Source organism: Rathayibacter sp. VKM Ac-2927 (assembly GCF_022815525.1).
Lineage (GTDB): Bacteria > Actinomycetota > Actinomycetes > Actinomycetales > Microbacteriaceae > Rathayibacter > Rathayibacter festucae.
On sequence record NZ_JALGRT010000002.1, the window covers coordinates 23,466 to 39,832 of the forward strand.

Genomic DNA, 16,367 nt, shown 5'->3' on the forward strand with positions numbered 1-16,367 from the left:
ACCGCCTTGACTACTGCTTACAGACGCGCCAAACGGCGAAGTGTTTTGCGATACTCTGCAATAAACGCATCGACTGGCTGCTTGTCGTTCCCATAGAAGCTTGCGGAGTCGATTCCATAAAGCTCGGACAGTCGCAACTCTTTTCGCAAACCCATTATTCGGCTTTTCGAGACCTCACGTCCGTCACCGCCGTATGGCAAGTTGTACTGCCGGGTCTCCTTTCGATCCCGCGAGCCAAAGATAGTGCGCCGCTTCACTAAAACTTCCCGGGTGATGATCGCGCGGCCGCCGCGGTTGCTAGTGATTTGTACATTGCAATTGAAGGCTTGTAGTCGGCGTCGGAGCTCAGCGAAGGTAACGACTCGTTCACCCGCCTCAACCTTCCGGCAGCGATCGTGAAGCCACTCTGCCATCATCTGTACCTCTACATCACTGAGGTCGGCATCGAAGTTTTTGGCGCCTAATCGATGAGACGCAATTCTCACCGTCCACTTGAACACGTCATCTTGCGAAGAATTGAGTACCAGCCCATTTTCATCTAAAAAAACAAGCATGCTCACTAGCGCCGTCCTTTTATTGCCATTATAAAAGGGGTGGTTGTGCACGACAGAATGCATCAGGGCCGCCGCCGCCATCTCGACAGTCGGATACTTAAGAAAACTGCCCATGCCCGTCGACGAGCGTCCGGCGGCACTATCCAGCAATGCACTGCTTCGAACACCAGCGGGCGCTATCGGATCTGAGGTGTATCGGAAATCGTCGGCAATTTGGAAGTGAATCGCCTCGATTTCATTCGCAGTGAGATGTCTCAATTTGTCTCGAGAATGGCCGAAAATCCGCATAATAAACTGTTCACGAGACGCGTCAGTTGGTACCGATCGAGACAGCAAGGGCCGCCTGATGTCTACGGATTGCTCGTTTCTAATAGCGCGGTCGAAACGCGCCAAAGCCCCTTTGGGTAATCGACGAGCATCCGGGCCTATGGCCACTCCACGATCCCGTGCCCAGTGCTGCAACGCGGCGCGGTCCATTCCTAGGCGCTCCGACCAATACGCAACAAGAAGCCTATCTTTCACGGGAGTTACTCCGCAGGCCGAACGAGCGCGGTTGACATCTTCCGTTCGAATTTGACTACTCGGACTTACGGGATAATCGATTCCTGCGTCCCAAAGCATGAGCAGGACGTCGTCAACTTCAGCGTCAACTTCCCGCGCAAGCATCGCTGGAGTGATCGATTTTTTTGCCAAGTGAATCCCCGCTCGGTTCTCCGGAGAAAAAGTGCTCCGAGAGTCATTGCGGTAATCTACATGGCAGTTTGCTTGTCGGCAAGAACGACCCGCTGGCCAAGACGAGGTTACAGAGGGCAATAATACTGAAAATTTCTCGTTTCGCTTGTGTCATTGTTGGCGCTTGTCCTTATGGTCCTGAGAAGGTGCTGTCGAGGCACGAGCGCTAAGATCACTGATGGTGAGCGTCCGACTCGGAACTCAGAGAGCGGGGTGATGGACCGTTTCGTGGTCATTGAGGAGCGAAGTGCCGCCTTAACAGCCAGACAACAAGACGGCCCATCGATTCTTGCGCCATTTCAGATCACCTACTTCGACGTACCGACGCCGCATCACCACCCTGTCATTCGCGAGCAGTAGGCGGCGGGCAGCATCTGACCCCGGTCCCGATGTGCGCGGCGCACTACTTGACCCATGAGCGAGGGCTGTCGCTTACCTGGCGTCCGTTCGGTCCCGCCAATGGCGCAGCCCGCGTAGGGACCCCTTCCTGCTGATTGAGTAGCCCGCTCCGCGGGCGTATCGAGATCCGTCCTCCTGCAGAACGTGGGTCTCGATACGCGCTCCGCGCTACTCGACCAGCATGGGGAGGCTGCCCATAGGGCGTCCGCCCCCCGTGCCGACGGCACAGCCCGCGCAGCGGCCCTTTCATGCTGATCGAGCAGCCCGCGCAGCGGTCCCCTTCATGCTGATCGAGTAGGGCGCGCAGCGCCCGTATCGAGATCCCGCCGTCAGCTCGTCAGGCCGTCGACGTACTCCCGGTTCTCCGCCAGCCACGACTCGAGGGCCGCGTCCTGGTCGTCGGCGCCCTCGTTGAACAGCGCGTTCTCGAGCGAGTACAGCGTGTCCGAGTCCATCCGGAAGTCGCGCAGCCAGCTGCTCAGCGTCGGGAACTCGCTGTCGAACGACGCGGAGCCGAAGGCGTGGATCCCCTCGGCCTCGCCGAGCAGTCCCTTCGGGTCCTCGAGGTCCTTCACCGGGAACGCGTCGTAGGCCCAGTGCGGGCGCCACAGCGTCACTGCGATGTTCTCGCCGGCCGCCGTCGCACTGGAGAGCTCCTGCAGCATCGCGGGCGTCGACGAGGTCAGGTACTCCATCCCCTCGAGGCCGTAGCCGGGGATGACCGCGTCGGTCGTGATCCCGTTGAGCCCCGAGCCGGGCTCGATGCCGACGAGGCGGTTGCCGACCACCTCGGGGTTCGCCGCGAGCTCCTCGAGGGTGTCGATCGGCGCGTCCTCGTTCACCGCGATGGTGAGCTTGGCGTCGTCGTTCCAGGCGCCGAGGTCGACGATGCGGTCGCCGTACTCGTCGAGGTAGTCGCCGTGGGTGACCGGCAGCCAGGTGTCGAGCGCGAGGTCGTAGTCGCCGCTGGCGAGTCCCGAGAAGCCGGGCGCCACGTCGATGCTCTGCAGCGTCACGTCGTAGCCCTCCTCCTCGAGCACCGCGCCCCAGAGCCGCGACGCGGCGATGCCCTCGTCCCAGCCCTGGAAGACGGCGAGGGTGACGTCGGTGCGGTCTCCGTTGTCGACGGACGCAGTGGTCGCCGGTCCGGCGACAGCCGACGCGCCGAGCGAGGCGACGACGCCGACCGAGACAGCGGCGATCGCCGTGCGGGTCGCGACGACGGCCTTGCGGCTGCTCGCCCGGGCGACGCGGGCCGGCGACGGGGCGCCGAGGGCGCTCGTCATCCGGTCGAGGATGATCGCCAGGATCACCACCGCGATGCCGGCTTCGAAGCCGAGCGCCACGTCGATCCGGCCGATGCTGGCCACGACGTCCCCGCCGAGACCGCCCGCGCCGACCATGCCCGCGATGACGACCATGGAGAGCGACAGCATGATGACCTGGTTGAGGCCGGCCAGGATCGACGGCAGCGCGAGCGGCAGCTGGATCTGGCGGAGGATGCGCCACTTCGACGAGCCGAACGACTCGCCCGCCTCGACCAGCTCGGAGTCGACACCGCGGACGCCCAGCTCGGTGAGCCGGACGCCGGGCGCCATCGCGAAGACGATCGTCGCGACGATGCCGGGCACGACGCCGACGCGGAAGAGGATCAGCGCCGGAATCAGGTACACGAACGCCGGCATCGTCTGCATGAAGTCGAGGACCGGGCGCAGGATCGTCGAGGCGGTCCGGTTGCGGGCCGCGAGGATCCCGAGCGGCACGCTCAGCGCGATCGCCACGGCGGAGGCGACGAGCACCAGGGCGAGCGAGTCCATCGCGTTGTCCCACTGGTCCACGCTCGCGATCAGCAGGAGCCCGACCGCGGAGCCGAGCCCGAAGACCCAGCCGCGCGCCGCGTAGGCGAGCACCGCGATCAGGGCGATGACGACCCAGAACGGCGGGGTCGCCAGCACGAAGTCGACGCCGGTGTAGGCGGCGCCGAAGACCGTGCGGAGCAGGTCGAAGACGGGTTGGAAGGTCTGCGTCAGCACGTCGACGACGCCCTCGGCGGCAGCGCCGAGCGGGAGGCGGAGGTCCGGGTTCATCGCACGCCCCCCTCGCTCGCGAGCACGGCGTCGTCGACGGGGCCGCCGGTGGCGTGCAGGGTCGCGGTGACCATCTCGGTGGGGAGGGTCGCGGGCGGTTCGACGAGCGGCAGGCCGCCGGTCTGCGGGCGGAGATTGCCGAGGGCCGCGAGCAGCGTCACGCGCGGGATCGCGCCGAGGAGCCGCCCCGCCTCGTCGACGACGGCGACCGGCAGCGCGGACTCGACCGCCGGCTCGATGATCTCGCTGAGCGCGGTGTCCGGGCCGACGCTGACGACGGCCTCGGTGACGACGAGCGAGAGGTCGGTGGTGCCCGCGCGGACCTGCTCGATCACGTCGCGGTCGCGGACGGTGCCGAGGAGGCGCCGCCCGGCACCCACGACGAAGGCCGCCGCGGTCTGCTGGTCGCGCATGGTGCGCAGGGCGGCGCGGGGGCCGGCGGCGAGCGTCACGACGGAGCGCGCGGGCTCCATCACGGCGGACGCGGTGAGCACGCGGGCGCGGTCGACGTCCTGCACGAACTGCGCGACGTAGTCGTTCGCCGGGTCGGTGAGGATCTCCTCCGGGGTGCCGATCTGGACGATCCGGCCGTCGCGCATGACCGCGATCCGGTCGCCGAGGAGCATCGCCTCGTTGAGATCGTGGGTGATGAAGACGATGGTCTTGCCGAGCTCGTGCTGCAGCTCGATCAGCTGCTCCTGCATCTCGCGGCGGATGAGCGGGTCGAGCGCCGAGAACGCCTCGTCCATCAGCACGATGTCGGTGTCGGCGGCGAGCGCGCGGGCCAGTCCGACCCGCTGGCGCATGCCGCCGGAGAGCTCGTCGGGCATCTTCTCGTGCCAGCCGGCGAGGCCGGCCCGCTCGACCGCGAGCAGCGCGCGCTCGCGGCGCTCCGCTGCCGGCACGCCCTGGATCTCGAGCGGGTAGGCCACGTTGTCGAGCACGGTGCGGTGCGGCAGCAGCGCGAAGTGCTGGAAGACCATCGAGATCGAGGAGCGGCGCACGCGGCGGAGCTCCTTGTCGGAGACGCCGGTGATCGTGGTGCCCTCGATCAGCACCTCGCCCGCGGTCGGCTCCTGCAGGCCGTTGAGCATGCGGATGAGCGTCGACTTGCCGGAGCCGGACAGCCCCATCACGACGAAGATCTCGCCGCGGCGCACCTCGAAGGAGGAGTCGATCACCGCCGCGGTGCCCTGGCCCGCGAGGTCGGCGCGGTCGGCACCCTCGCGCAGCCGCCGCACGACCTCGTCGGGCCGGCGGCCGAAGACCTTGAAGAGGTTCCTCGCCTCGAGGGCCGGACCCTCCCGCTCGAGGATCGCTGTGGCGGCTCCGGCTCCGTTCCCGGGCTCGCTGATGTCCTGCTGATTCTGCTGCACGTGCACTCCGTCGGCGCGCAGGGACGCATCCCTGCACTCTCATCTCGTGGTGCCGGGTCGGGTGCGGGGGACGCCGTCTCTCCAGCCTCCGCGAGCGTCCCGCCGCGGTGAGCGGAGGGGGCGCGGAGGCGATGCCGGTTCGTCCGGGAGGCGGCCACGGGGCCGCCTCGCGCACCCGTTGACCGTACGCTCGCGGCACGTCGGGGAGGACGCCGCACGAGCGCGGACCGATTCATCGGGGTCTCGAGGACCGCCGTCCACGGTAGCCGCGGGTGCCCGTCCGGACAAACGAAGAGCCCCGCATCAGGGGCTCTGCAACGATGCAGAGCCGGGCTATGCGGCGGCGTCGGTGCTGGTCAGGGCGGGTTTCCGCACCGTTGCCCGATCGTTACCCGCGGATGCCCGCTTGCGCCCGGACGGTCGAGCAGCCCGCGCAGCGGACCGCTCATGCTGATCGAGCAGCCCGCGCAGCGGGTGTATCGAGATCCCCCGCCGTCAGTCCGTCGTCTCGCCCGCCGGCCCGGACGGGGCCGCGACGCCGACGCCGCTGACCGGCTCGCCCTCCCAGGAGACGAGCGACCACTCCGAGCCCGAGCCTTCGAGGACAACGATGCCGGTGTTGTCGAGGAGGTGGTCGGCGATGAAGTCCGCGTCGAGGTCGAGCGAGCGGAGCCCGGCCCAGCAGCGGATGGCGGCGCCGTGGCTGACCAGCGCGACGACGTCGTGGCCGGTCGCCTCCGCCTCCGCCACCACCGCGTCGTAGCGGGCGGCGAACTCGTCGCCCGTCTCACCACCGGCCAGCCGCAGCGAGGTCTCGCCACCCGCCCAGCGGAAGACCGTGCCCATGTACTCCTCGACCGCGGCCTCGTCGCCGCGCATCTCCAGGCCCGCGGCCGCGATCTCGCGGATGCCCGCGCGCTCGACCGGTTCGAGCCCGAGCGCGGCGGCCAGGGGCGCGGCCGTCTCGTGGGTGCGCTTCATCGTCGAGACGAAGAGCGCGCCGATCGGCTCGTCGGCGAGCGTCGTCGGCAGGGCCGCCGCCTGGCTGCGGCCGAGCTCGGTGAGCCCGGGTCCGGGGATGCGGGTGTCGAGGATGCCGTCGACGTTGGAGGGGGTCTGGCCGTGGCGGATCAGGAGGAGGCGCATCCGTCCACGCTACCGGCGGCCGCCGACACGGCTGCCGAGCGGACGGCCGTCTCCGCCGTTGCCGCGACCGCCCCCGACTGCCACGATGAGCCCCGACGGACCGCCCGGGCCCGCGCGAAGGAGACTCCCATGGCTGACGGCTTCACGAAAGAGGAGCGCGCCGCGATGAAGCAGCGCGCCGCCGAGCTGCGCGAGGAGGCGAAGCGGCAGAAGAGCGCCGACAAGACCGCCGCGGAGAAGGCCGACGCGGAGGCGGCGATCGCCGCGATGACGGACGTCGAGCGTCCGATCGCGCAGATGCTGCACGAGGTCGTGGCCGCCGAGGCGCCCGAGCTGCTGCCGAAGACCTGGTACGGCTTCCCCGCCTACGCGCGCGCCGACGGCAAGGCGATCGTCTTCTTCCAGCCGGGCGCGAAGTTCGGCACCCGCTACTCGACCCTCGGCTTCCAGGACGGCGCGCAGCTCGACGACGGCACGATCTGGCCGACGGCCTACGCGCTCACCGCGGCCGACGACGCGACCCGCGCGACCGTCGCCGAGCTCGTGCGCCGCGCGGCCGGCGTCGCCTGACGGCTCATGCTGATCGAGTAGCCCGCGCAGCGGGCGTATCGAGATCCACCCTTCGGGGGACGCAGGGTCTCGATACGCCCCTTCGGGGCAACTCGACCAGCATGTCTGCGGGCGCCTCCGTTGAGTGGATCCGCCGTTCTGCAGACGCGGGGTCTCGATACGCCGTCCCGCGGACGGCTACTCGACCAGCATGTTTCGGCGCGCGACCGGCATGGTTCGGCCCGCGACCGGCATGGTTCAGCGCGAGACCGGCATGGTTCAGCGCACGACCGGCATGGTTCAGCGCACGACCGGCATGGTTCGGCGCACGACCGGCGTGGTCCTGTCCGCGACCGGCACGCGACGCCGCTCAGCGCAGCAGCACCGGCCCCGCGTCCACCGCGAGGCGGAACAGCGAGTACGGGTAGGTCCGCAGGTCCGTCCCGCCCTGGTAGTCGGCCTGCCGGTGCAGCTGGTTGGCGGTGACGTAGAGGTGCCCGTCGGTCGCGAGCGACATCGTGTCGGGCCAGAGCAGGCGCTCGTCGTGCACGATGGTCTCGATGGTGCCGTCGGTGCGGCGGCGCACGATCGCGTTGTTCTCGTAGCTCGTCGCGTAGAAGCGGCCCCGGTCGTCCGTCTCGAGTCCGTCCGCGCCGCCGCCCTTGTCGCCCTCGTCGACGACCGTCGCGGCGACGTCCTCGTCGGAGACGCCGCGGTCGACCAGAGCGTCGGTCGCCACGCTGTACCAGCGCCGCGAGGCGAGCGGGCAGTACCAGAGCCGCTCGCCGTCGGCCGAGATCGCGATGCCGTCCGCGCCCATCGTCACGGGCTCGGGGTCGCCGTCGGCCGGCCGCTTCATCAGCACCCGCCCCTCGGCCATCGGCACCAGCTCGGGCGGCGTCAGCGCCTTGGTGCTGGGGTGCTCGTGCAGGCGGCGCCAGGCGGTGCCGGACTCGAGGTCCACGACGATGATCCCGTTCGGCCCGGAGTCGGCCGAGTCGGTGATGTAGGCGATCCCGCGCCGCAGATCGAAGCGGATGTCGTTCAGGTAGGTCGTCGGCAGCGCGACGTCCGGCTCGAGGACGATCACCTTCTCGACCGTGTCCGTCGCCAGGTCGACGCAGACGAGCTTCGGCCCGCCGCGCTTCGTCGGCTGGAACAGCGGGCTGCCCGTGTCCAGGATCCACAGCCGGTCGGCCGGATCGACCACGATGCTCTGCACCGAGACCAGCGCCCCCGCGTCGTCGTCCCCGTCGGGCGAGTTCCACGCCTCGTCCGGGAACGGCACCGCGACGCCGTCCCGCAGCTCCACGACCGTCGCCGGCACCTCGTCGCCCCACTTCGGGAAGTTCACGAAGATCCGGCCCGTGTGCGACACGCTCACACCCGTCGGCATCGGCCCGTCGGTGAACTCGTGCACGAGCTCCAGCTCGCCCAGCGGCTCGTCGACCGGGCGCGGCCTGCCGTGCGAGTCGTCGTCGTCCTGTCCCCAGAAGCCCATCGGTCGTCCTCTCGTCGGTGCCCGCGGTGATGCGGAGCGGTGCGGATCGGCGGGCCGCGACCCCGGTCGTGCTGGAGGATCCGCGTCCCGCCCGCCTCCTCATCGTCGGTCCACCTCTGCTCCGCGGGCGAGGTGCTGGCCAACCCGCATCCGAGGGCCTACCATTCCGCGCTCCCCCGCGACCGCACCGCCGCCTTAGACTCGGCTGGCGGTCCCGTCCGCTGGTCCTGCTTCACCGATGGAGGTGCACGGTCGTCACCGCGTCCGGCTCGCTGCCCGCCTGGGCCGGGTCGCTGGCGGTGCGCCGCTGGCGCAGCCACTCCCGGCTCTTCGCGCTCGTCGTCGCCGTCGCGGTCCTCGCCGGCTCCGTGCTCTGCGGGGCGCTCCTGCTCGTCCGCTCGTCCGAGCAGGCCGGCGTCAGCGGAGCGCTGACCTCCCTCGGGTCGGAGCGCGTCGACGTCACCGTGCGCGTCCTCGGCCCCGGCAGCCCGGTCACTGCGGCGCGCGAGGCGGCCGACACCGCGACCCGCGAGGCCTACGGCGGCGACGTCCTGTGGACGAGCAGCGGCTGGGCGAGCTCCGAGTGGGCGACGACCGCGGAGGGCGTCTACTCCTACCTCGTCGAGCTCGACGACCCGGCCACCGACGCCGTCCTCACCGCGGGCGCCTGGCCGACGGCCGCGCCCGGCGTCGCCCTCCCCGAGATCGCCGCCCGCTCCCTGGGTCTCGCCATCGGCGACTCGATCACCCTCGGCGACGAAGCCCCCCTCCGGATCGACGGCCTCTACTCCGCCTCCCGCGACTCCACCGCCTACTGGGAGAACGACCCGCTCCTCGCGCAGGGCGACGTGCAGGACTTCGCCGAGCCGAACCGCTCCTTCTACAACCCCGTCCACGCCGTCGGTCCACTGATCACCGCGCCGGGCGGACTGGACGCCTCCGGCCTCGTCCCTGCGCAACTCGAGGCCGTCGAGAGCCCGGAGTTCCCGAGCACCGGAGTCGAGGGCCTCGCCGAGCTGCGCGCCGCGGCCGGGGACGCGGACCTCGAGATCGCCCGCGCCGTCCCGCATCCGAACGGCTCGCTGTTCGTCGACACCGAGCTGCCCGCCGCCCTCGACGACGTGGCGGACGGCCTCGCCGGCTCCCGCGCCGCCGCCCTCGTCGTCGCGCTGCTGCTGGCGGTCGTCCTCGTGGTCTGCGCCCGCGCCGTCACCGGTCTGCTCGCCGAGGCGCGCCGGGAGGAGATCGAGCGGCTGCGCGAGCGCGGCGCGACTCCCCTGCAGCGGGTGGGCGCGGTGGCCGTCGACGGCCTCGCGGTCGCCGCAGTGATCGCCGCGCTCAGCCCGTGGGGCGGGGTCCTGCTGCACGCGCTGGTCGTCTCCGCCCCGCCGCTCGACGCCGCGGACCTCCCCCGCTGGGTGCTGCCGGACGCCGCCGCGCTGCACTGCGCCGCCGCGGTGGCGCTCGTCGTCGGCGTCCTCGTCGCCCTGCCGCCCGCGCCGGCCGCCGGCAGGGGCCCGCTCGCCGCGGCCGGCCAGACGGTCCTCGTCGTCGTCGCGGCCGTGCTGGTCTGGCGCGCCGCGACCGGCGGCACCGAGCGCGGCGACCTCCTGCTCACCCTCACCCCCGCGCTGCTGCTCGGCGCGATCGCCGTGGTCGGCGCGCGTCTGGCGGAGCTGGCCGCGCTGCCGGTCGCGGCCGTCGCCGTCCGCTCCCGCGGCGCCGTCGCTCCGCTGGCCGGCTGGTTCGCCGCACGCGGAAGCGGCCGCTCGACCGGCATCGTGCTCGTCGCGCTCACCGTCGGCGCCTCGGTCGTGGCACTCGGTGCGAGCGCGACCTGGCAGCAGGGCGTCCGCGACGAGGCCGCGGTCGCCCTCGGCGCTCCCGCCCGGTCGTCGGTCTCGGCCGACGGCGCGCCCGTGCTCCGCCGGCAGAGCCTGGTGGCGAAGGAGGCCCCGCCCGGTCTCGCGAGCGAGGGACCCGGCGCGGCGGCGCAGATCCTCGCCCTCGACGCCCGCGCCCGGCAGCTGCTCGGCACGGGAGCGGGTCCGGTCCCGCGCGCGGGCGGCGCCGACATCGCCCGGGAGCTGCGCGCCGAGGACCGCGTCGACACCGGCCCCGCGCTCCCCGGCGGGACCACGGGCCTGCAGCTGCTCGCCGCCCTCGACGCGCCGGAGGGCCTCGCGGTCGAGGTCTCGGCCGCCGTGGAGGACGAGCGCGGGCGGATCGACATCCTGCCGCTCGGCGCGCTGACCTCGCCGACCGAGCCGGTGACGCTGGCCACCGCGGAGGGAGCGATCGATCCGGCCGCGTCGCTCCGCCTCGTCGCCCTCACCGCGACCCTGCGCGACGTCGAGACGGACACCTTCGTCAGCGTCGACGTCTCGCTCGAGTCGCTCGCCACGCTGTCCGCGGGCTCCGACACGCCGGTTCCGCTCGCGCTGACCGACGCCGCCGAGTGGGCCGGCTCGCGCCAGGACACCGGCCGCCGACCGCCCGAGGTCGCGGTCACCGCGACCGGGGTGCGGCTCTCGATCCTGACCCAGCTCTCCTCCGCGCCGACCACCTACGGCGCCGTCGGCTGGGACCCGGAGGAGCCGGTCGGCGCGGTCCTGCCCGAGGCGCTCGCCGACGACCTCGACGTCCTGGCGGGGGCCGCGGTCACCGCCTTCGTCGCGGGCACCCCCGTTTCGCTGCGCATGGTCGGCGACACTCCGGAGGTGCCCGGGGCCGCGACCTCCGACGACCTGGCGTCGCTCGCCGCCGGGCTGCCGTCCAGCCCGCGGTCCGACTCCACGATCGTGGTCGACGGCCGCGCGCTCGCGCACCGGCTGGTGCAGGCCGACGCCTTCGGCAGCCTGGTGGACGAGTACTGGTCGGCGGAGGCTCCCGGCACGGCGGGCGCGACCACCGCGGACGAGCCCGAGACCGTCACCGCAGCATCCCTCGCCCGCCGGATGCAGGAGGCGCCGCTGCGCGCCGAGATCCCCGCCGCCTCCGCGGTCGTCGTCTGGGCGAGCCTGCTGCTCGCGCTCGCCGGCTTCTCGGCCCGGGCCGCCGCCGTCGCCCGAGCGCGGCGACTCGAGGCGGCGCAGCTGCGGGCGATCGGTCTCTCCCGGCGCGGGATGCTCGCCGTCCTCTCGGCCGACACCGCCGCGACCGCGCTGGCCGGCGTGCTCGTCGGCCTCGCGGGCGGCTGGGCCGTGCTGGCGCTCACCGGCAGCCGCCTCGCCGCGGGCGCGAGCGGCCGCCCGGTCGACCTGGTGGTGCCGTGGCAGGCCGTCTCGCTCCTCCCGCTGGCCCTGCTGCTCGCGCTCGCCGCCGTCTCCGCGGCCCTCGCCCTCGCCCAGCGGCGGCTGCCGCTGTCCGAGCTGCTCCGGCAGGGGGCCGACGGATGACCGCGTCCGGGCGCCCGAGCGCCGCCGCCCGTCCGGCGCAGGCCATCGCCGCCTCCGCACCCGCGCGCCGCGGCGACGGCCTGCGCGCCGTCGGCACCGCCGCCTTCCTGATCGCCCGCCGCGCGCGCCGCGACCTCGTCGCCCTGCTCGGGATCCTCGTCCTCACCGCCCTGACCGCCGCCCTCGCCGCCGCCGTCCCGCACCAGCTGCGCAGCACCCTCGACTCCGCCGCGGTCGAAGCGGTCGGCGCCGCCGGGAGCGACGCCGACCTCCGCCTCCTCAGCACCGTCGCCGACGTCTCCGGCTACGACACCACCACCTCCGAGCGCCTGCTCACCCTCGCCGACGAGCTCCCCGAGCGCCTGCCCGCGCCGCTGCTCGACGTCGTCCGGAGCATCGACACCGCCATCCTCGGTCCGGAGGAGCCCGCGCGGATCTCCGCCGGCGACGCCGTCGTCCGCGTCGGCGTCCTCGATCCGGCCGCGGCCGACGGCGTCCGGCTGGTCGCCGGCGAGCTGCCCGCCGAGGAGGACCCGGGCGACCCCGCCCCGGTCGTCGTCTCCTCGGCGAGCGCCGCCGCCGCCGGGCTCTCGGTGGGCGACGCGATCGACGGCGCCTCCCGCGACGGCGGCCCCTCGCTCCGCATCACCGGTGTCATCGAGCCCGTCGACCCGTCCGCCGCCGCCTGGACCGACCTGCCCGGCCTCTGGCAGCCCGGCATTTCCGGCAGCAGCGGCGGCGAGCCGCAGCCCGTCGTCGTCGCCCTCACGAGTCCCGTCGTCTTCGACCGGATCGGCCTGCTGCTGCAAGAACCGGCCGTGGGCACGATCCGCGTCAGCGTCGAGCCCGCGCGCTTCGACCTGGCGCGGACCGAGACGGTGCGCCGCGAGATCGACGCGCTCGAGACGTCGACCTCGACGATCACCGAGGGCGCTCCGCTGAGCGTCGCCGCGGAGTCCGGCTACGAGGAGGCCCTCGCCGCACTCCCGCCTGCCGCCGCGGCCGCCACCGCGCAGCTGTCCACCCTGGCCGCCGGGCTGCTCGGCGTCGCGGTGCTGGTCACCGGTCTCGCCGGTACCGCGCTCGCCCGGCGGCGGCGCCCCGAGATCGCGCTGCTGCGCTCGCACGGCGCCTCCCTCGGCCTGCTCGGGAGCCACGCGGGCCTCGAGGCGCTGATCGTCACCGCCCTCGGCATCGCGCTCGGGCTCGCGACCGCCGCCGCCCTCGGTGCCCCGCCGGAGTCGCCCGGCCTGCTGATCGCCGTCGCCGGCGTGCTCGTGGTCGCGCCCGTCGTCGCGGTGCTGCGCCCGCTGCTCCGCCCGCCGCGCCGGATCCGCGTCCTCCGCCTCGCCGGGGCGGGCCTCCTCCTGGCACTGGCCGTCACCGCGGTCGCCGCCCTGCGCGGCGGGGCGCGCTCGAGCGGCGGCGTCGTCGACCCGCTCGCCCTGGTCGCGCCGGTGCTCTGCGCGGCGGTGATCGCGCTGGCGCTGGCGCCCCTGCCCGCCGCGCTGCTCGCCCCGCTGCGCCGGGCGTCCGCCGGCACGCGCGGCCCCGGCCCGCTGCTGGCCGGCGCCGGCGCCCAGGAGAGCCGCTCGCTGCTCACCCTCGCGACCCTGGTGCTCGCGGCGAGCACCGCCCTCACCTCGCTGGTGCTGCTGCAGACCGTCGCGGCGGGTCAGGAGTCGCTGTCCTGGCGCACCGTCGGCGCGGACGTCCGGGTCGACGGCGCCGCCGACGGTCCCGCGCTCGCCGCGAGCCTCGCCGACGGCGGCACGGTCACCGCCGCGATCGGCGCCCTCGACGCCGCGGAGGTCCGCAGCCCCACCGCCTCCCTCACCGCGACCGTGCTCAGCGTCGACGACGACTACGCCGACCTGCTCGCCGCGCTGCCCGACGACCAGCCGCAGCACGCCTCCGCCGAGGCCGTCCGCGCCCTCGTCGCGACCGGCCCCGCCGAACCGGTGCCCGTCCTGGTCGACGCGCGACTCGCCGCCTCCCTCGGCACCGCGCCGTTCGGGCTCGAGGTGGACGGCGCACTGCTGCAGGCGGTGGTCACCGGGGAGCCGGTGGCGGGCCCGGACCGGATCGACACCTCCGTCGTCGTGGTCGACCGCGAGGCGCTGACCGCCGCCGTCACCGCCGCGGGCGGCGACTCCCCGGCACCGCCCGGCACGGTCCTCGCCGTCGGCGCAGTCGACCGCGCGGCCCTCCCGGACGGCACGATCCTCCGCTCCGACGTGCTGGAACGGCAGCGCGATTCCGCCCTCGTCGCCGGCGTCGCGGACGCGACCGGACTCTCGCTCCTGGCCACCGCGGCGCTCGCCGTCCTCGCCCTCCTGGTCACCACGGTCCTCGGCGCACGCCGGCGCGGCGGGACCCTCGCCCTGCTCAGCGCGCTCGGCGTCCCCGGTCGCGCGCGGCTCGTCCTGGCGGCCGGCGAGCTGGTCCCGGCGGTGCTGAGCGGAGTGGTCGGCGGAGCGGTCGCCGCGGCCGTCGTCCTCGCCGCGGCCTGGCCGGCGTTCGGCGTGGAGACCCTCGTCGGCGGCGACGCGGCCCTCTCGATCCCGTGGCCGCTGCCCGTCGGCCTGCTCGGCGCGGCCGTCGCCGCCCTCGCGCTCGCCCTCGCGGTCGACGCCCCGCTCTCGCGCCGCGTGCGCACAGCCGACATCCTGAGATCCGGAGAGGAATCATGAGCCCCAGCAGCGCAGCGAGGACGCCGAGAGCGGACCTCCCCGGTGGCGCACCCGGATCAGCAGCTGCCGGCGCGCCCGGCCCCACCAGCACTCTGCTGCAGACGCGCACCGGCGAGTTCGGCGCCGAGGCGCTGATCGTCTGCGACGCCCTCGTCCGGGTCTTCCGCGCCGGCGGCGTCGAGGTGCAGGCGCTGCAGGGCCTCGACCTGCTCGTCGGCGCGGGCGAGGTCCTGGCGATCGTGGGCGCGTCCGGCTCCGGCAAGTCGACCCTGCTCGGCATCCTCTCCGGACTCGACGCCCCCACCGCCGGCCGCGCCCGCCTCGACGGCCACGACCTCTCCGCCCTCCGCGGCGCCGAGCTGGTCCGCTACCGCCGCTCGAGCGTCGGCTTCGTCCGTCAGCAGTCCGCGAGGAACCTGCTGCCCGCGCTCACCGCCGCCGAGAACGTCGCCCTGCCGCTCGCCCTGGCCGGTCGCGGTCGGCGCGAGCGGGCGGCGAGGGCGCGCGAGCTGCTCGGGATGCTCGGCCTGGCCGAGAAGGCCGACCGCCGGCCCGCCGCGCTCTCGGGCGGCGAGCAGCAGCGCGTCTCCATCGCCGTCGCCCTGGCCGGCTCGCCGCGCGTCCTGCTCGCCGACGAGCCCACCGGCCAGCTCGACGCCCGCACCGGCGACGAGGTCTTCGCCGCCCTCCGCGCGGTGAACGAGTCGCTCGGCTGCACGATCCTGATCGTCACCCACGACCCGACGGTCGCCGGCCAGGTGCAGCACGCGGTCGCGATCCGCGACGGCCGGATCTCCTCCGAGACCCTCCGCCGCGACGAGCTCGACGCGAGCGGCGGCACCACCACCTCCGAGGAGGAGTTCGCCGTCCTCGACCGGGTCGGCCGGCTGCAACTGCCCGCCGAGTACCGCGACGCGCTGAAGCTCGAGGACCGGGTGCGGCTGACGCTCGAGGGCGACCACGTCGGCGTCTGGCCCGAGCGCCGCGAGATCCACCCGGCCGCCGACTCCGCCCCCGAGGAGCCCCCGCGATGACCGACGTGCTCGTGGTCGAGTCCCTCACCCGCACCTTCCGCACCCCGGCCGGCGACGTGACCGCCCTGCGCGACGTCTCGTTCCGCATCCCGCGCGGCCAGATCGTCGCCCTCTCCGGCCGCTCCGGCTCCGGCAAGACGACGCTGCTGAACTGCATCAGCGGCCTCGACGTGCCCACCTCCGGCACCGTCCTGCTCGACGGCGAGCCGGTCACCGGCCTCGACGAAGCGGCCCGCACCCGCCTGCGCCGCGACTCCCTGGCCTTCGTCTTCCAGACCTTCGGGCTCCTGCCGCACCTGACGATCGCCGAGAACGTCGGCCTCCCGCTGCGCCTGCGCCGCGAGGAGCCGGCCCGCCGGGACGAGCGCGTCGCCCACCTCCTCGACCTGGTCGGGCTCGCCGGCCGCGGCCGCTCCCGCCCGGGTGAGCTCTCCGGCGGCCAGCAGCAGCGCGTCGCGATCGCCCGCGCCCTCGCCGCCTCGCCGCGGCTCCTGATCGCGGACGAGCCGACCGGCCAGCTCGACGCGGCGACGGGCGCGGCGATCATGGACCTCATCCGCGCGGTCGTGCACGCCGAGTCGGCGACCGCCCTGATCGCCACCCACGACGCCTCCGTCCAGGCCTCGGCCGACCGCGTCCTCCGCATCAGCGAGGGCGCGCTCGCCACCCGCGGCCGCCACGCCGCCCCCGGCACGGGCCCCGACGACGCGCCGACCCCGCCCGCCTGAGCCTCCGTCCGCGCCACCTCCGGCACGCGGAACCACCCCCGGCACGCGGGTACCCCGCGATCCGACGAGCCCGACTCCGTTCCGCGAGCCGAACCTCCGCCCGCCCCACCTCCGGCACGCGAAACCGCCTTCGGCACGCGGAAGCCGCGCACGTACGCGAGCCCGGCCCC

General features: G+C 73.3%; 10 protein-coding genes. 5 read left to right on the forward strand and 5 right to left on the reverse strand.

The annotated features are described in order from the left end of the window. Positions 1-17 precede the first annotated feature (17 nt). From MT353_RS05400 to MT353_RS05415, 4 genes are all read right to left on the reverse strand, one after another. Positions 18-1,031: a type II toxin-antitoxin system death-on-curing family toxin gene (locus MT353_RS05400; RefSeq protein WP_243623794.1), complete on the reverse strand. Its 1,014-nt coding sequence runs from the start codon at positions 1,029-1,031 to the stop codon at positions 18-20. Between the two features lie 983 nt (positions 1,032-2,014). After that, positions 2,015-3,772: an ABC transporter permease/substrate binding protein gene (locus MT353_RS05405; RefSeq protein WP_132437647.1), complete on the reverse strand. Its 1,758-nt coding sequence runs from the start codon at positions 3,770-3,772 to the stop codon at positions 2,015-2,017. Beyond that, complete coding sequence (locus tag MT353_RS05410; protein ID WP_243624213.1) at positions 3,769-5,088, reverse strand: glycine betaine/L-proline ABC transporter ATP-binding protein; 1,320 nt, start codon at positions 5,086-5,088, stop codon at positions 3,769-3,771. Before MT353_RS05410 ends, MT353_RS05405 begins: the two co-directional genes overlap by 4 nt. Positions 5,089-5,643: 555 nt before the next feature. Further along, positions 5,644-6,294 carry a histidine phosphatase family protein gene (locus tag MT353_RS05415; protein ID WP_243598413.1) on the reverse strand — a complete coding sequence of 217 codons (651 nt, stop codon included), beginning with the start codon at positions 6,292-6,294 and terminating at the stop codon, positions 5,644-5,646. Positions 6,295-6,423: 129 nt separating this feature from the next. On the opposite strand from MT353_RS05415, the gene MT353_RS05420 reads away from it, so the two are divergent. After that, positions 6,424-6,864 (forward strand): hypothetical protein, encoded by a 441-nt coding sequence (locus MT353_RS05420; RefSeq protein ID WP_123447751.1) that lies wholly within the window; start codon positions 6,424-6,426, stop codon positions 6,862-6,864. A 349-nt stretch (positions 6,865-7,213) separates the two neighbouring features. Here MT353_RS05420 and MT353_RS05425 read toward each other — a convergent pair whose 3' ends face one another. After that, entirely contained in the window at positions 7,214-8,344 is a 1,131-nt protein-coding gene (locus tag MT353_RS05425) for a major royal jelly family protein (protein WP_243623795.1), read from the reverse strand. Positions 8,345-8,643: 299 nt separating this feature from the next. On the opposite strand from MT353_RS05425, the gene MT353_RS21885 reads away from it, so the two are divergent. Genes MT353_RS21885 through MT353_RS05450 form a run of 4 tightly spaced genes read left to right on the forward strand, consistent with a single transcriptional unit; the run spans position 8,644 to position 16,197 of the window. Next, complete coding sequence (locus MT353_RS21885) at positions 8,644-11,742, forward strand: ABC transporter permease (protein ID WP_308197510.1); 3,099 nt, start codon at positions 8,644-8,646, stop codon at positions 11,740-11,742. After that, positions 11,739-14,435: a hypothetical protein gene (locus MT353_RS05440; protein ID WP_243623796.1), complete on the forward strand. Its 2,697-nt coding sequence runs from the start codon at positions 11,739-11,741 to the stop codon at positions 14,433-14,435. The genes MT353_RS21885 and MT353_RS05440 overlap by 4 nt, the downstream gene beginning before the upstream one ends. Continuing rightward, positions 14,432-15,469 carry an ABC transporter ATP-binding protein gene (locus MT353_RS05445; RefSeq protein WP_243623797.1) on the forward strand — a complete coding sequence of 346 codons (1,038 nt, stop codon included), beginning with the start codon at positions 14,432-14,434 and terminating at the stop codon, positions 15,467-15,469. Before MT353_RS05440 ends, MT353_RS05445 begins: the two co-directional genes overlap by 4 nt. After that, positions 15,466-16,197 (forward strand): ABC transporter ATP-binding protein, encoded by a 732-nt coding sequence (locus MT353_RS05450; RefSeq protein ID WP_243623798.1) that lies wholly within the window; start codon positions 15,466-15,468, stop codon positions 16,195-16,197. Before MT353_RS05445 ends, MT353_RS05450 begins: the two co-directional genes overlap by 4 nt. Positions 16,198-16,367 lie beyond the last annotated feature (170 nt).

Bases quoted from the DNA above. Each gene is read 5' to 3' on its own strand.
- MT353_RS05400 (WP_243623794.1), bottom strand. From the start codon at position 1,031: ATGGACCGCGCCGCGTTGCAGCACTGGGCACGGGATCGTGGAGTGGCC.
- MT353_RS05405 (WP_132437647.1), bottom strand. From the start codon at position 3,772: ATGAACCCGGACCTCCGCCTCCCGCTCGGCGCTGCCGCCGAGGGCGTC.
- MT353_RS05415 (WP_243598413.1), bottom strand. From the start codon at position 6,294: ATGCGCCTCCTCCTGATCCGCCACGGCCAGACCCCCTCCAACGTCGAC.
- MT353_RS05420 (WP_123447751.1), top strand. From the start codon at position 6,424: ATGGCTGACGGCTTCACGAAAGAGGAGCGCGCCGCGATGAAGCAGCGC.
- MT353_RS05425 (WP_243623795.1), bottom strand. From the start codon at position 8,344: ATGGGCTTCTGGGGACAGGACGACGACGACTCGCACGGCAGGCCGCGC.
- MT353_RS05440 (WP_243623796.1), top strand. From the start codon at position 11,739: ATGACCGCGTCCGGGCGCCCGAGCGCCGCCGCCCGTCCGGCGCAGGCC.
- MT353_RS05445 (WP_243623797.1), top strand. From the start codon at position 14,432: ATGAGCCCCAGCAGCGCAGCGAGGACGCCGAGAGCGGACCTCCCCGGT.
- MT353_RS05450 (WP_243623798.1), top strand. From the start codon at position 15,466: ATGACCGACGTGCTCGTGGTCGAGTCCCTCACCCGCACCTTCCGCACC.